Origin of the sequence: Sphingorhabdus sp. EL138, assembly GCF_945890115.1 — a bacterium.
GTDB lineage: Bacteria > Pseudomonadota > Alphaproteobacteria > Sphingomonadales > Sphingomonadaceae > Sphingorhabdus_B.
Window position 1 is genome coordinate 111,797 of record NZ_CAMDCK010000001.1, and the last position, 14,032, is coordinate 125,828.

Here is a 14,032-nt window from a genome sequence, read left to right on the forward strand (position 1 = left end):
TTGCATTCGCCTGCGAATCCCGCTAGTCGCGCGCCTTCCGAATAAGCAGGCTGGCCAATAGGGCTGCCATGTCGGCTTGATACGGACTCAACAAAGGAGACCAAAATGCCCAAGCTCAAGACCAAGAGCGGTGTGAAGAAACGCTTCAAAATCACCGCAACAGGCAAGATCAAACATGGCGTCGTTGGAAAGCGGCACCGTTTGAGCAGCCATAATGCCAAGTATATCCGGCAAAACCGTGGCACCAGTGTGATCTCTGATCCCGATGCCAAGACAATCAAGAAATGGGCGCCATACGGTCTGTAAGACCCGCGCACGTTTTCAGACCAAACGTGGTGCGAAAAAGTGGGAACCGGTTTTTCGGTTAAGCCACGCGACCACGTAAAAAATTAAAGGATATAGATTATGGCACGCGTCAAACGTGGTGTGACCACCAAAGCCAAACATAAAAGAATTTTAGAGCAGGCGAAGGGCTATTATGGCCGTCGCAAAAATACGATCCGCGTTGCACGTCAGGCCGTCGAAAAGGCCGGCCAATATGCATATCGCGACCGTAAGGTAAACAAGCGGAACTTCCGCGCATTGTGGATCCAGCGTATCAACGCCGCAGTTCGCGCCGAAGGCATGACCTATGGCGTGTTCATGCACGGCCTGAAGCTTGCTAATGTCGAATTGGACCGTAAGGTTCTTGCGGACCTCGCGATGAACGAAGGCGCGATGTTTAGCACGATCATTGCGCAGTCGAAAGCGGCGCTCGCGAAAGCAGCTTAAGCCTCTAAAACTTCGATATTGCGCAAAAGGGCGTGGGCGGCACTTGCCGTTCGCGCCCTTTTGCTTATTCAGTTCAGGCAGTAAATTTTAGGAAAGTGCGGGCGTTAGATTCCCGCCTTCGCGGGAATGACGAGAATTATGGATATTGAAACCCTCCAAACCGAGCTGATGGCGGCTATCGAGTCAGCGGACACGCTAGAAGCGCTGGAGGCTGTCCGCGTTTCTGCGCTTGGCAAACAGGGCAGCGTGTCGGCTTTGCTGAAGACGATGGGCGGCATGTCGCCCGAGGAACGGCAAACCCAAGGGCCGATCATCAACGGCTTGCGTGAAAGCATCACCTCAGCGCTTACCGCGAAGAAAGCAGATCTCGAAACGGCAGAGCTAAACCGCCGCCTCGCCACTGAGCGTGTCGACATGACGCTGCCTGCGCCAGACGCCCCGCGCGGGACCATCCACCCTGTTAGCCAAGTCATGGATGAACTGGCCGAGATTTTTGCCGATATGGGCTTTGCCGTTGCCGAGGGGCCGGAAATTGAGGATGACTGGCACAATTTCACCGCGCTCAATATTCCCGAAACGCATCCGGCCCGCGCGATGCACGACACATTTTACTTCCCCGACGACATGGCCCGTGATGGCCAGAAAATGGTGCTGCGCACGCATACATCGCCCGTGCAAATCCGCACCATGACGTCACAGGAACCGCCCATCCGCATCATCGCCCCAGGCCGTGTATACCGCAGCGACAGCGACGCGACCCACACGCCTATGTTTCATCAGATTGAAGGCCTTGTCATAGACAAGGGCATTCACCTTGGCCATTTGAAATGGACGCTGGAAACATTTTTGAAAGCCTATTTCGAACGCGAGGATGTCGTCCTGCGTCTGCGCCCCAGCTATTTCCCGTTCACCGAACCATCGGTGGAGGTTGATGTCGGCTATTCCGTCATCAACGGCAAGCGCGTTATCGGCGGGTCCGAAGGCTGGATGGAAGTGCTCGGCTCAGGCATGGTCCACCGTAAGGTTATTGAGGCCTGCGGCCTTGATCCCGATGTCTGGCAGGGCTTTGCGTTTGGCACCGGCGTCGACCGTTTGGCGATGCTGAAATATGGCATGGATGATCTGCGCGCCTTCTTCGACGGCGATAATCGCTGGCTGCAACATTATGGGTTCAATGCGCTCGATGTACCGACGCTGAGCGGAGGCGTAGGCGCATGAAATTTTCCTTATCTTGGTTGAAAGAGCATCTGGACACCGACGCGGATATGCAGGCTGTCGCCGATTGCCTGAACCGCATTGGGTTGGAAGTCGAAGGCATTGAAAACCCGGCTGACGCCTTGTCCGCCTTCCGCATTGCAAAGGTTATCAGCGCCGCGCCCCACCCACAGGCTGACAAGTTGCAAGTCCTGTCCGTTGACGCAGGTGGGGATCCGCTTCAAGTTGTCTGCGGCGCGCCTAACGCGCGCGCCGGTATGCTTGGCGTCTTTGGCCCGGCCGGCGCTGTCGTGCCCGCCAATGGCATGCTGCTGAAGGTCGCGGCTATTCGCGGCGTCGAATCGAACGGCATGATGTGTTCCATCGCAGAGCTTGAACTTGGCGATGATCATGATGGCATTATCGAGCTTCCAGACAATGCACCCGTTGGGCAAATCTATGCCGATTGGGCGGGCCTTGATGACCCAGTCATCGATGTTAGCATCACGCCGAACCGTCAGGATTGCATGGGCGTGCGTGGCATTGCGCGCGACCTGGCGGCAGCGGGGCTTGGCACGCTAAAGCCGCTGGGCGACGTCTATAAAATTGACCTTTCCGCGCCTTTCGAGGGCAGCGACCCCGCGCCGAACGTCCGCACGGATGACGCAGCCGGATGTCCCGCATTTTATGCGCAATCCGTCTCCCGCGTGCGCAATATTGATTCGCCCGAATGGATGCGCGCCAAATTGAAAGCGATTGGCCAAAAGCCAATTTCGGCATTGGTCGACATCACCAATTTTCTGTCAATTGACCTTGGTCGTCCTTTGCATGTCTATGACCGTGCAAAATTGAACGGCGCACTTGTCGCCCGCAAGGCGGTTGATGGTGAGCAGCTGGTTGCGCTTAATGGCAAAACCTACACCTTGGATGCCAGCATGACTGTCATCGCCGACGACGCGATGGTGCATGACATTGGCGGCATCATGGGCGGCGAACATAGCGGTGTTTCGGAAGATACAACTGACATCCTAATTGAATGCGCCTTTTTCGATCCTGAACATATTGCCCGCACGGGGCAGAAGCTTGGCCTGACAAGCGATGCGCGTCAGCGTTTTGAACGCGGCGTTGATCCGGCGTTTTTAGACAACGGGTTAGCGATTGCCACCAAGTTGTTACTGGACCTAACGGGCGGGACGGCGAGCGCGATCACCCGCGTTGGCCAAGCGCCCGTTGCGCCGCGTATATTTTCTTATGACACCGATTATTGCCGCCGCCTTGGCGGGGTTGATGTTGCGCCAGAGGAACAGCGCAGCATTCTTGAAAGACTCGGCTTTTCCGTCACATCCGACTGGAGCATAAATGTCCCATCATGGCGTCGCGACGTCGATGGACCGGCCGATATTGTCGAAGAAATCGTGCGCATGATCGGGCTCGATAATGTCGTGTCGGTGCCATTGCCGCGCGCAGACGGCGTGGCCAAGCCCACCGCGACGCCCGCACAATCCTTGGAACGCAAAGTCCGGCGCGCTGCGGCGGCACGCGGGCTGAATGAAGCGATCAACTGGTCCTTTCTGCCGCAAAAGGCGGCGGACGCCTTTGGTGGCGGCGCATGGAGCCTAGCTAACCCCATATCTGAAGACATGAAGGTCATGCGGCCCTCCTTGTTGCCAGGGCTGCTGTCTGCCGCACAGCGCAACATGGACCGCGGCGCATCCTCCGTTCGATTATTCGAGATTGGGCGGCGCTACTTTATGGGCGCTGACGGCGCGAGCGACGAGCGCGCGACCACAGGTATCGTGCTGGCAGGCGATCGTTCCGCACGAAACTGGGCAACAGGCAAGGCCGCGCGCTTTGATGCCTTTGATGCAAAGGCCGAAGCGATCGCCCTGCTCAAGGCCGCGGGTGTCGCCACAGACAGTCTGTTGGTGATGGATGATGCCGGCGCGCATTATCATCCGGGGCAGTCGGCCACGTTGCGCATGGGGCCAAAGACCATATTGGCGGCCTTTGGCACTGTACATCCGGCGACTGCGAAGGCGTTCGACCTTGACGGCAGTGTCGTTGCAGCGGAAATCTTTTTGGATGCCATACCGTTGAAGAAGGCAAGCGGCTTCATGCGACCAGCATTCACACCGCCAGCGTTGCAAGCGGTAACGCGCGATTTTGCGTTTCTGGTCGCAGAGAGCATGCCTGCCAATGATCTGGTTCGCGCCATAAAGGGATGTGACAAGGATGATATCGTGGCGGTCCGTCTGTTTGACCGCTTTGTCGGACAAGGCGTTCCTGAGGGGCAAGTGAGCCTTGCGGTTGAAGTTACGCTTCAACCCACCGAGAAAAGCTATAGCGATGACGCGCTGAAAGCCATGTCAGACAAGATCATTACCGCGGCCACAAAATTGGGCGCCGTGCTGCGCGGATAAAAAGGCGGGGCGATTGCCGCTGACCTGCTGACAAACGGGTTGAAGCGTTAATCAATCACCCCTAAGCCGCGCGGCATGACGCTGAACCGCCGGACCTTTGCCATTATTTCCCACCCTGATGCGGGTAAGACCACGCTGACGGAGAAATTGCTGCTGCAAGGTGGAGCAATTCACTTGGCTGGTGAGGTCAAGGCACGCGGGCAGGCGCGGCGTGCGCGTTCGGACTGGATGAAGATCGAACAACAACGCGGCATTTCGGTAACCTCGTCGGTGATGACGTTCCAGAAAGATGGCATTGTTTTTAATCTGCTCGATACGCCGGGGCATGAGGATTTTTCCGAGGATACCTACCGGACGCTGACGGCGGTCGATTCGGCCATCATGGTCATTGATGCCGCCAAAGGGATTGAGCCACAGACGCGCAAGCTGTTTGAAGTCTGCCGCCTGCGCAGCGTGCCGATCATCACCTTCGTCAACAAGGTCGACCGCGAAGGCCGCGCCGCGTTTGAAACTATCGACGAAGTGGCCGATGCACTCGCGCTTGATGTCTGCCCGATGAACTGGCCCGTCGGCATGGGCGGTGAATTTGAAGGCCTGTATGATTTCCATAGCGGACGCCTGAGCCAACCGTCCGGCGACAGTAAGGCATTTGAAGGTAAGACGAGCGATCATAAAGGGCTTGACGCGGCCACGCTGGAACAGGTGCTGACGCCAGCCGGTATCGCACGACTGCGCGAAGAGGCGGAGCTTGCGCAGGCTGGATATTCGGACTTTGATCTGACGGCTTTCCAGAACGGCGACCTGACGCCAGTCTATTTCGGGTCTGCGTTGAAAGAATTTGGCGTGATCGAGCTGATTAACGCCATTGCGGCTTACGCCCCCTCACCTAGGCCACAGCCAAGTTCAAAGGGCAATATCGATCCTTCGGACAAGGAAGTCACCGGCTTTATTTTTAAGGTGCAGGCCAATATGGACCCGCAGCACCGTGACCGTATCGCATTCATGCGCCTATGCTCAGGTACGTTCAAGCGCGGCATGAAGCTGACGCCATCCGGGCTTGGAAAGCCGGTTGCGATTCATTCGCCCATCCTGTTTTTTGCTCAAGACCGCGAAATTGCCGACAGCGCCGAACCCGGCGACATCATCGGTATTCCGAACCATGGCACGCTGCGCGTTGGCGATACATTGTCGGAACGCAATGATGTACGCTTTACGGGTCTGCCCAACTTTGCGCCGGAAATCTTGCGCCGTGTCGTGTTGCGCGACCCCACAAAGACCAAGCAATTGCGCAAGGCGCTCGATGATTTGAGCGAAGAGGGGGTGATTCAGGTATTCTACCCTGAAATTGGTTCCAATTGGGTCATTGGCGTTGTCGGGCAATTGCAATTGGACGTGCTGCTCTCCCGGCTTGAGGCGGAGTATAAGGTTGATGCGTTCTTGGAAGCTGCGCCGTATGACACCGCACGCTGGTTGATGGGTTCGGAAAGCGCATTGGCGCAATTTGTATCGTTCAATGGCGGCAATATGGCCAAAGACCGCGATGGTCACCCTGTATTTATGGCACGCTCGTCATGGGATGTGGGGTATCAGCAGGAAAAGCATCCGGACCTGAAATTTAGCGCAACCAAAGAACGCTAACGCCAGACGGCAACACCAAAAGGTTCGATTTCTGCGCCACCGATGACAAATACTGCGCCAACTGGCGCAGGGGCATGCGCATGCGTTTCAGCGAGATTGAAAGCGAAGGTCAGATCGCCCCGAGAGCGCAAGCGCAAGGTCGGCGGCAGCGGCGTTATCGCGACCCCAGCCTCAGCGCACAGATCCACCAGCAGGTTTTTGACAAACGCATCGTCTGTCAACGTCGCGAGATATAAGCTCCGCCCCAACGGGGCGGCGTTGCGGTCGGCGTGCCCAAAACAACCTTGAGGCCCACAGCGCCGAGGGTTTCGATCGCGCGGTCCATCCACGCCCAATCAAAAACGCCTTCGCTTTTTTCGATCCGCCCCCAAGCAAATTCGCCAATCCGGACATAGGTCAGCCCAAGCGCACGCATCCGATGGGCGTCACGCGCCCAATATTCTTCCGGCCAATGTTCGGGATATTAGCAAACACCTAACACAGGCCATGTTTAGCGGACGCCGACCGCCTGACAAGCCTGTAGACGTTGTGCTTGCAGGAACGCGAATGGCGTAAGGGGAACAACAGCGCCATAATTTGCCCATTCTGCCATTTTCTCGCCATGACTGGTGCGTATCTAGGGTGGCATGACAATAACTGGCCCCATTGATTCGCCTATGCGTAACAGCAATCTGACCGCGCATACCCCCGCAACGGATGTCCAGCCGGATACCGATATTGCGCAGCGCGCGGCCGCGCTCAAGCGCGTGCCCGATGACAAAGCGATGCTGCGCGCTGTGGCAGAATTGACGCGCGACTTGGGCGCGCCCAATCCACGTATTTTTTGGTCTGACTTTCTGGCTTCGGCCTTTTTGGGCTATGCTGGCCTTGCCGTAGCCATCCTGTCCGGTAATCTTTGGCTGCAAAGCGTGGCGGCTCTCATATCCGTGCTTGCGCTATATCGCGCCGGCGGCTTCATCCATGAAGTCAGCCATGTAAAGCATTCCGCCCTGCCTGGTTTTCGCTTTGGCTTTAACGCGGTGATTGGCGTGCCTTTGCTTGTGCCATCCTACATGTATGAAGGCATTCACAATCTCCACCATGCGCGCACGCGTTATGGCACGGATCAGGATCCGGAATATCTGCCGCTGGCGTTGATGAAGCCTTGGACATTACCCTTGTTCATATGCGTCTCGCTGTTTGCGCCCTTTGCTTTGCTGTTCCGCAACGCCGTGCTTGCGCCGCTTTCGCTGTTCATTCCCGCGCTTCGCCAGATTGTGGTGGAACGATATTCGGGCCTTGCAATCAATCCCGCCTTCCGCCGCCGTCCGGCTGAGGGCGAAGCACATCGCAACTGGATCATACAAGAAACCGCCGCGAGCATTTGGTCGATTGTTCTGCTGGGCGGCGTGTTCAGCGGTTTTATTCCGATGCATGCCTTTCTGATATTTTTGGCTATCGTCTCCAGCGTTGCCGTGCTGAATCAGGTCCGCACGCTCGTGGCCCATTTGTGGGAAAATGACGGTGAACCGTTAAGCGTCACTGCGCAGTTCCTTGACAGCGTCAACGTGCCGCCTCCGGGCGTGCTGGCGTCGATTTGGGCGCCCGTCGGGCTGCGTTACCATGCGCTTCACCATTTACTCCCAAGCGTGCCTTATCATGCTTTGGGCGAGGCCCACCGCCGCCTGACGGCACAATTGGCCCCCGATTCCGTTTATCACCGCGCAAATTATGATGGTTTGGCCGGATTGATAACGCGGCTCACACGCAGCACCTTCGTGCGCGGCGCTTAACCAGCAACATTTATAGTGACCCCGAAAGGGTCCACGCGCCCCGCCCGACTTTCGTTTACTAGACGCATGAGCATATTGGGCTAACTGCTTCCTACTGGAAACTTCGGACGAGTGAGCCGGCAACCAGCGACCAGCCATCGGCCAAGACAAAGAAAATGATTTTCAACGGCAATGATATTGTCGGCGGCGGCAGCATCATCATGCCCATCGCCATCAACACGGCGGACACCGCCAGATCGATGATTAGGAACGGGAGCAGAAGCAGGAAGCCGATTTCGAACGCGCGGCGCAATTCTGAAATCATGAAGGCTGGAACGAGGGTCGTGAACGGCACCTCAGCGGCTGATTTTGGCACAGCCTTCGAACCGGCTGGCAAACTCGCCTGCCGCATATCGTCGAAAAGTTTCAGGTCATCTGGCCGCACGTGTTTGAGCATGAACTGCTGAAATGGCTTGCTTCCGCGTTCAAAGGCCTGCTCTTCGGTGATCGTTCCGCTATTGTAAGGCTGGATGGCGTCTCGCCACGCCACGTCAAAGGTCGGCGCCATGACGAAGAACGAAAGGAACATTGCGAGGCTGATCAGCACCGGGTTGGGCGGCACACCGGGCGCACCTATACCGTTTCGTAGCAAAGATAGCGCCACGACTATGCGGGTGAATGACGTCACCGTCATCAAAATGCCAGGAGCCAGGCTCAGGACCGTGAGCAGCAGGACGAGCTGAATAGTTTTGCCAGGTGCCCAGCCGCCAGCCATTCCCGCCGCATCAGAAGCTGCACCAGACAAAGCCCCTGCCGCAGCCTCAACGGCCTGCGCATGGGCCAACTCCGGCAGACTGCCAAGCGCGAACGCGAGCCCGATCGGCAAAAAGACACGGACAAGCTTCATTCTTTGTGACCTACAAGGATGTTTTGCTCAACCAGCAGCATGGAATTGGGACCGATCAGAATGAGGTGATCGAAAAAATCGCGGCGCACCATGACCAACGTATGCTTGGCATCCACCGGCACCCTCAGCACAACTGATACGTTAGGCTCGAAATCGCTCCGGCCAAAACCACGACCTTGGAAAAGGCGGAAGCGCCGAATGCCCCATACCGCCAGTATGAGCAGGGAGAGCACAAGGACAAGGGTACCGAATGTGCGGGCAAGGCTAATGAAATCCAAGTGAAGACTACCTTTACGTGGTTTGGTTCAGGATCTCGCTGATCCTGAGTGAAATCTTGTCGCCTTTGAGAAGCACCTCGCCCGAGGCAACGGGCACATCGCCCGCATAGACCAGGGTAAGATCTTCCTGCCGGCGATCGAGTGGGATCATGGTGCCGCGGGTCATCTTGAGTAACTGAGAAATCGGAGCTTCAGCGGCACCAATCACTACAGATAGTTCAATTCTTACGTTGTCGAGCGCTTTCATTTCATCTCCCTCATGCCACTCATATAGGACTATTTTTCCGCTATCTGGAGCGTACTAGGCAAAATCTTCCTATGAGGGATGCACCACGGCTCATTTCGAAAGGTGTCCCGCATGGAACTGAAGAATATCATGGCTATCTCCGCTTCGGCATTGCGCGCACAGTCGCTCCGCATGCGTGTTATTGCGGAGAACCTCGCCAACTCGGACTCGATTGCCGCAAAACCCGGTGCCGAGCCCTACCGGCGCAAGGTCGTCAATTTCGAGCCCACGGATATTGGAGGGGCTGGCCAGGGTGTCAGCATTTCGAGTGTCGGGCAGGACCAGTCCGCGTTCAAGCGTGCTCTGCGTCCTGGGGCTCCATCCGCCGATGCCAACGGTTATATTGACCTGCCCAACGTCAATACAGCGATGGAGATGGTTGATATGCAGAGCGCCCAGCGATCCTATGAGGCCAACCTCAGCGCTATCCAAGCATCCAAAAATTTGACGATGCGCACCATCGATCTACTCAAATGATACTCGGGAGATAATCCATGTCCATTGGTGCACTTGATGCAATTAATGCCTATGGGCGGCTGGTCCGCCCAACCTCGCTTTCACCTTCTAATGAAGTAACGCCGGGAAGTGAGACATCCAACTTCGGCAACATTCTGACTGGCGTGATCAGCAACACAACAGATTCACTCAAGGCCGCCGAAAATGCAACGGCGCGTCAGATTTCTGGCAAGGGTGACCTCATCGACGTGACCACGGCTATGACGGCTGCGGAAATGGCGATGGATACTGTGGTCGCGGTGCGGGACCGGGTCATAAGTGCGTATTCCGACATCATCAGGATGCAGATTTAGCCATGGGCGCTGCGGACGTTGCCGAGCTCGCCAAAGCGAGCCTTATCCTATTCTTGACCATATCGGCGCCCATGCTGATTGTGTCGCTCGTTGTGGGTGTCTTGATTGGCATACTGCAGGCTTTGACGCAGGTTCAGGAAATGACGCTGACCTTCGTGCCGAAGTTGGTCGCCATGGGGATCGCATTCCTGTTCTGCCTGCCAATGATCGGCCAAGCCATGTCGAACTTTATGCAGTCCATCGCAGGCGCGATTGTCAGTGGATGATCTCGTCTCCAGATATTCTGATTTCTTCATTCTCCTGCTTGTGGTCTTCGCCCGAACGGGTTCAATCGTCATGCTTCTGCCTGCTTTTTCGGACGAAGCCATTCCAACTCGGATCCGGCTTTTTCTGGCCCTTGGCATCGCGACCGGTCTCTCTGGTCTGGTAGCGCCCTATGTGAACCCCGCCGTGACAGGGCCGAAGGCGTTGCCCGGAATTATCATTGCCGAAACGATGGTCGGGCTCAGCCTAGGCATGCTCATGCGCATGATGTTCCAAGCCATAGGTGCGGCCGGCTCGATCATCAGCTTTCAGATCGGCCTTTCCTCGGCGATGGTATCAGATGCTTCCATGGGGGGGCAGGCAACCGTCGTCTCGCGCTTTCTTTTGCTGGCGGCGACGCTGACATGCATGGCGCTTAATGTGCACCATCTTTGGTTTGCGGCAATGCTGCGCTCGTACGAAAATTTTCCGATCGGCCAATTGCCGCCGGGGCGTGATCTTGCCGAATTGGCCGTCATGACAATGGCACATGCCTTCACGCTATCGCTCAGCTTGGCCGCCCCTCTCATTGCCTTTGGCGTGATCTTCAACGTCGCGCTTGGGCTGGTAAGCCGCGTGACCCCTGCGTTGCAGTTGTTCATGATACTCGCGCCGCTCAACCTGTTGCTTGGCGTCGCCTTTTTTGCGGCCATCGTCGGCGCTATCCTGAATACTTTTGCCGTCAGCTATGGTGATTGGCTGAACGCCGGCTGGGCAATGCCCGGTGGCTGAAACCGATCAGGAAAAGACCCAGGAGCCTACCGAAAAGCGCCTAGAGGATGCCCGAAAACGCGGCGATGTTCCTGTGGCGCAGGACGTTCGGCACGCTGTGATGTTTGCAGCGATGCTGTTGCTGCTGGGGACGTTGGGAGCCGCGGCGGCCAAGTCCCTCTCGAAGATATTCATCGTTGTATGGGGCGGGGCGGACCGGATACGCTTTGCAGATGAGGGCGCTCAATCCACCCTTGCTGGTCTCATGCAAGATACTGTTTTGGCCATCACCCCCATGCTCGCCGTATTGATGGCGAGTGCAGCCTCGATCTTCGTGTTGCAGGGAAAACCGGTACTGACATGGACGCGGCTCGCCATAAAGTGGGAGAAACTATCGCCTGTCGCCGGCCTCAAACGGATCTTCGGGCCCCAAGGACTTTTCGAGTTCGCCAAATCACTGCTCAAGGCGGGTTTGATTATCGGCCTCGCGACCGCAATTGTCTGGCCCAACCGGGTCGCGATGGCTGGCTTGGTGGGCGCAGGCCCTCTCTTTTTGTCACAGCAGTTGGTCCTGCTGGTATTAAACGTGCTTCAACCAATTGTCGTAGCGGTTGTCATCGTCGCTGCGGCCGATCTGTTCTTTCAGAACCGTTCCTACATGAAGCGCATGATGATGACGCTCCAAGAGGTCAAAGATGAGATGAAGGATTCCGAGGGCAACCCGCTGATTAAATCGCGGCAACGCGCCATCGCTTATGCACGCGCGCGGCGGCGCATGATGGCGGCCGTGCCCAGCGCTAGTGTGATCATCACCAACCCGACACACTATGCGATCGCGCTTAACTATGAACACGGCGTCAACGGAGCGCCGGTCGTGGTTGCCAAGGGAGTCGACCTTGTCGCACTGAAGATCAGGGAAATCGCGACCGAGGCGGGAGTCCCGATTGTCGAAAGCCCGCCGCTCGCTCGCGCACTATACGCCGGCGTGGAGATTGATCATCCGATCCCGGTCGAACATTATACCGCCGTCGCCGAGATCATCAGTTTTGTGATGCGCCTACGCCGCACACCCAGCCTGACCTCTTAAGGAGCGCACATGAGCATTATCCCCCCCGATGATTTCGAAGTCCCTGCCGCGGGCCTGCGCATGGTCATTGCCGCGCCCGAGGGGGTCACCACGGACCGCAACAACATCAAGGCGGTCCGGATAGGCCACGCCGCTGGATTTTCTCTGTTCACCGCAGCGACAGAACCGGGCGTTTGGCAATTTGCCGGCTGCGGTATTGAGTGGCTCTGCCGCGATGGAAATATTGAGCGGCAATCCGTGGCGGAGGCCATGGTCGAAGTTCTGGCGCCCGGGGTCATCGCGATTGCCTGCCGGTCAGCTAACTCAGGGGTAGGAAAATGACCGGCTGAATAATATATTAGCTGCGACACCGAAAAAATGAGCAGCCGAAAAAAATATATTAGCATTCGAACCGTTCCGCTGAATTCTTTTCCTATGAGCTTCTTAGAGCCCATTTCCGGGCTTTCGGTTGGTTGCCCGATGTAACCACCTCACAAGAATGTGAGGACACTCCTAGAAAGGAATTTACTATGGCTTTTTCTGTTAACACGAACTCCAGCGCGCTTGCTGCCCTCCAGAACCTGAACAACACCCAGAACGAACTTAACTCCACTCAACAGCGGATTAACACCGGTCTTAAGGTGAGCTCAGCCAAGGATGACAGCTCTGCATTCGTCATCGCCCAGAACCTGCGTTCAGACCTCAGCGGAATGAAGTCGGTCACCTCGTCGCTCAATCGTGCGAAGAGCGTGCTCGATGTCACTCTAAATGGTGCCACGCAGATTTCGGACCTGATGAACCAGATGCAGGCGAAGGCACTTGAAGCCAGCGATGCGGGCCTTGACACCGCCAGCCGCACAGCCCTCAATCTCGACTTCGTGGCACTCCAGAGCCAGATTGAGACTGTTATTGATTCGTCGGACTTCAACGGTTCTAATTTGCTTAAAGGACCTGCAGCTACCGGCAATTCGCTGAGCGCTCTGCAGTCGATCCAGGGATCGTCGACTTTGGTCGTCGCTAACATGGATATCGAAACCATGTTGGGCACCGCCCTGACGGGCGACATCTCGACTGGTGCCAACGCGACAACCCAGTTGGGTTTGCTCGAAACAGCCAAGGCCGCGATGGCTGGAAAGCTCAACACGCTTGGTTCGGCCGCACGTCAGGTGGATTCGCAGTTGACCTTCACCGCGAAGCTCGCTGATGCAATCAAGAGCGGTATCGGCACTCTTGTCGATGCTGACTTGGCCGCGGAATCGGCAAACTTGCAAGCCCTGCAGCTCAAGCAGCAGCTGGGTGTTCAGGCCTTGTCGATTGCGAACCAGTCGCCGCAGGCAATCTCGTCGCTGTTCCGTTAAGTTGAACTGAGACATATAGTTAAGGCCGGGGGCGGACTTGTTCCTCCTCCGGCCTTTTTTTATGCGTGGCAGGGGTGCAGGCAGCGCAGGGCGCTCCCCCGCAATAGATCAGAACGCTAAGGCGTCGATCACCAGCACGTCTTTCACCTTATGTCCCGGCTTGCGCACCGCATCGAGCAGCAATTTCCGGAGCGTTTTGACATTGACCGGACGAAAGGTCGAAACGTTCAGGCGCGCATATTCATTGGCTGCGCTCAGCAGTATCGACTGGATAGCGGGCTGATGGGCGGACAGAACCGACCCATCCTCAGGCGTTTGCGGCACAAGTTTCAGCACAACCCGGAACTGGCCAGTAATCCGCCCGCCCTCGATGATGGGCACGGAGATCGGATTGATCGTGAGATAGGCTCCCTCGCCCGTCTTCCCGCCCCCCCCTGCCGCTCTGGCCGGGCTGGCTGCGCATAGAAGCGCGCCTATGATCAGGCCGGACACCCGCGTGGAGGTTAAAACATATCGGCGCACAGTTTTGCTCCTCAAATA

19 protein-coding genes are annotated in these 14,032 nt (G+C 56.8%); 13 read left to right on the forward strand and 6 right to left on the reverse strand.

Annotation, left to right across the window (positions count from 1 at the left end):
• Window positions 1–105 precede the first annotated feature (105 nt).
• The 5 genes from rpmI to Q0O07_RS00640 all read left to right on the forward strand — a co-directional run bounded on the left by rpmI (window position 106) and on the right by Q0O07_RS00640 (window position 6,023).
• Entirely contained in the window at window positions 106–306 is a 201-nt protein-coding gene (rpmI, locus tag Q0O07_RS00620; protein WP_125231188.1) for a 50S ribosomal protein L35, read from the forward strand.
• A gap of 99 nt (window positions 307–405) precedes the next feature.
• The gene (gene rplT, locus Q0O07_RS00625) at window positions 406–771 is read left to right on the forward strand and encodes a 50S ribosomal protein L20 (RefSeq protein ID WP_295489156.1); all 366 of its coding nucleotides are present in this window, start codon (window positions 406–408) and stop codon (window positions 769–771) included.
• A 135-nt stretch (window positions 772–906) separates the two neighbouring features.
• Window positions 907–1,989: a phenylalanine--tRNA ligase subunit alpha gene (gene pheS, locus Q0O07_RS00630; protein ID WP_295489302.1), complete on the forward strand. Its 1,083-nt coding sequence runs from the start codon at window positions 907–909 to the stop codon at window positions 1,987–1,989.
• Complete coding sequence (gene pheT, locus Q0O07_RS00635; protein WP_295489157.1) at window positions 1,986–4,385, forward strand: phenylalanine--tRNA ligase subunit beta; 2,400 nt, start codon at window positions 1,986–1,988, stop codon at window positions 4,383–4,385. The genes pheS and pheT overlap by 4 nt, the downstream gene beginning before the upstream one ends.
• A gap of 75 nt (window positions 4,386–4,460) precedes the next feature.
• On the forward strand, window positions 4,461–6,023 hold the full coding sequence (locus Q0O07_RS00640) for a peptide chain release factor 3 (protein WP_295489158.1): 1,563 nt from the start codon (window positions 4,461–4,463) through the stop codon (window positions 6,021–6,023).
• Here Q0O07_RS00640 and Q0O07_RS00645 read toward each other — a convergent pair.
• Together Q0O07_RS00645 and Q0O07_RS00650 are read right to left on the reverse strand one after the other, a co-directional pair.
• Window positions 6,020–6,271 carry a Beta-galactosidase C-terminal domain gene (locus Q0O07_RS00645; protein ID WP_295489159.1) on the reverse strand — a complete coding sequence of 84 codons (252 nt, stop codon included), beginning with the start codon at window positions 6,269–6,271 and terminating at the stop codon, window positions 6,020–6,022. The genes Q0O07_RS00640 and Q0O07_RS00645 overlap by 4 nt on opposite strands.
• Window positions 6,241–6,438 (reverse strand): beta-galactosidase, encoded by a 198-nt coding sequence (locus tag Q0O07_RS00650; RefSeq protein WP_295489161.1) that lies wholly within the window; start codon window positions 6,436–6,438, stop codon window positions 6,241–6,243. The genes Q0O07_RS00645 and Q0O07_RS00650 overlap by 31 nt, the downstream gene beginning before the upstream one ends.
• Before the next feature lie 211 nt (window positions 6,439–6,649).
• Between Q0O07_RS00650 and Q0O07_RS00655 the strand changes: the two genes are divergently transcribed.
• On the forward strand, window positions 6,650–7,795 hold the full coding sequence (locus Q0O07_RS00655; RefSeq protein WP_295489163.1) for a fatty acid desaturase: 1,146 nt from the start codon (window positions 6,650–6,652) through the stop codon (window positions 7,793–7,795).
• A gap of 91 nt (window positions 7,796–7,886) precedes the next feature.
• On the opposite strand, the gene fliP is transcribed toward Q0O07_RS00655, so the two are convergent.
• The 3 genes from fliP to Q0O07_RS00670 are packed head-to-tail and all read right to left on the reverse strand — an operon-like array spanning window position 7,887 to window position 9,206.
• Window positions 7,887–8,681: a flagellar type III secretion system pore protein FliP gene (gene fliP, locus Q0O07_RS00660; RefSeq protein ID WP_295489164.1), complete on the reverse strand. Its 795-nt coding sequence runs from the start codon at window positions 8,679–8,681 to the stop codon at window positions 7,887–7,889.
• A complete protein-coding gene (locus Q0O07_RS00665) occupies window positions 8,678–8,959 on the reverse strand; it encodes a hypothetical protein (RefSeq protein WP_295489165.1) in 282 nt (93 codons plus the stop codon). Before Q0O07_RS00665 ends, fliP begins: the two co-directional genes overlap by 4 nt.
• 13 nt (window positions 8,960–8,972) lie before the next feature.
• Complete coding sequence (locus Q0O07_RS00670; RefSeq protein ID WP_295489167.1) at window positions 8,973–9,206, reverse strand: FliM/FliN family flagellar motor switch protein; 234 nt, start codon at window positions 9,204–9,206, stop codon at window positions 8,973–8,975.
• A 111-nt stretch (window positions 9,207–9,317) separates the two neighbouring features.
• Here Q0O07_RS00670 and flgC point away from each other — a divergent pair, with 111 nt between their 5' ends.
• From flgC to Q0O07_RS00705, 7 genes are all read left to right on the forward strand, one after another.
• Window positions 9,318–9,722, forward strand: coding sequence for a flagellar basal body rod protein FlgC (flgC, locus tag Q0O07_RS00675; protein ID WP_295489169.1), 405 nt, complete (start codon window positions 9,318–9,320; stop codon window positions 9,720–9,722).
• 17 nt (window positions 9,723–9,739) lie between these two features.
• Entirely contained in the window at window positions 9,740–10,054 is a 315-nt protein-coding gene (gene fliE, locus Q0O07_RS00680; RefSeq protein WP_295489171.1) for a flagellar hook-basal body complex protein FliE, read from the forward strand.
• Window positions 10,055–10,056: 2 nt separating this feature from the next.
• Window positions 10,057–10,320 carry a flagellar biosynthetic protein FliQ gene (locus Q0O07_RS00685; protein ID WP_295489172.1) on the forward strand — a complete coding sequence of 88 codons (264 nt, stop codon included), beginning with the start codon at window positions 10,057–10,059 and terminating at the stop codon, window positions 10,318–10,320.
• Window positions 10,313–11,089: a flagellar biosynthetic protein FliR gene (gene fliR / locus Q0O07_RS00690; RefSeq protein WP_295489173.1), complete on the forward strand. Its 777-nt coding sequence runs from the start codon at window positions 10,313–10,315 to the stop codon at window positions 11,087–11,089. Before Q0O07_RS00685 ends, fliR begins: the two co-directional genes overlap by 8 nt.
• Window positions 11,082–12,155 carry a flagellar biosynthesis protein FlhB gene (gene flhB, locus Q0O07_RS00695; RefSeq protein WP_295489174.1) on the forward strand — a complete coding sequence of 358 codons (1,074 nt, stop codon included), beginning with the start codon at window positions 11,082–11,084 and terminating at the stop codon, window positions 12,153–12,155. Before fliR ends, flhB begins: the two co-directional genes overlap by 8 nt.
• A gap of 9 nt (window positions 12,156–12,164) precedes the next feature.
• Window positions 12,165–12,476 carry a hypothetical protein gene (locus tag Q0O07_RS00700; protein ID WP_295489175.1) on the forward strand — a complete coding sequence of 104 codons (312 nt, stop codon included), beginning with the start codon at window positions 12,165–12,167 and terminating at the stop codon, window positions 12,474–12,476.
• Window positions 12,477–12,664: 188 nt separating this feature from the next.
• Complete coding sequence (locus Q0O07_RS00705; RefSeq protein ID WP_295489177.1) at window positions 12,665–13,492, forward strand: flagellin; 828 nt, start codon at window positions 12,665–12,667, stop codon at window positions 13,490–13,492.
• Between the two features lie 108 nt (window positions 13,493–13,600).
• Here Q0O07_RS00705 and Q0O07_RS00710 read toward each other — a convergent pair whose 3' ends face one another.
• Window positions 13,601–14,014: a hypothetical protein gene (locus Q0O07_RS00710; protein WP_295489179.1), complete on the reverse strand. Its 414-nt coding sequence runs from the start codon at window positions 14,012–14,014 to the stop codon at window positions 13,601–13,603.
• Window positions 14,015–14,032: the final 18 nt, after the last annotated feature.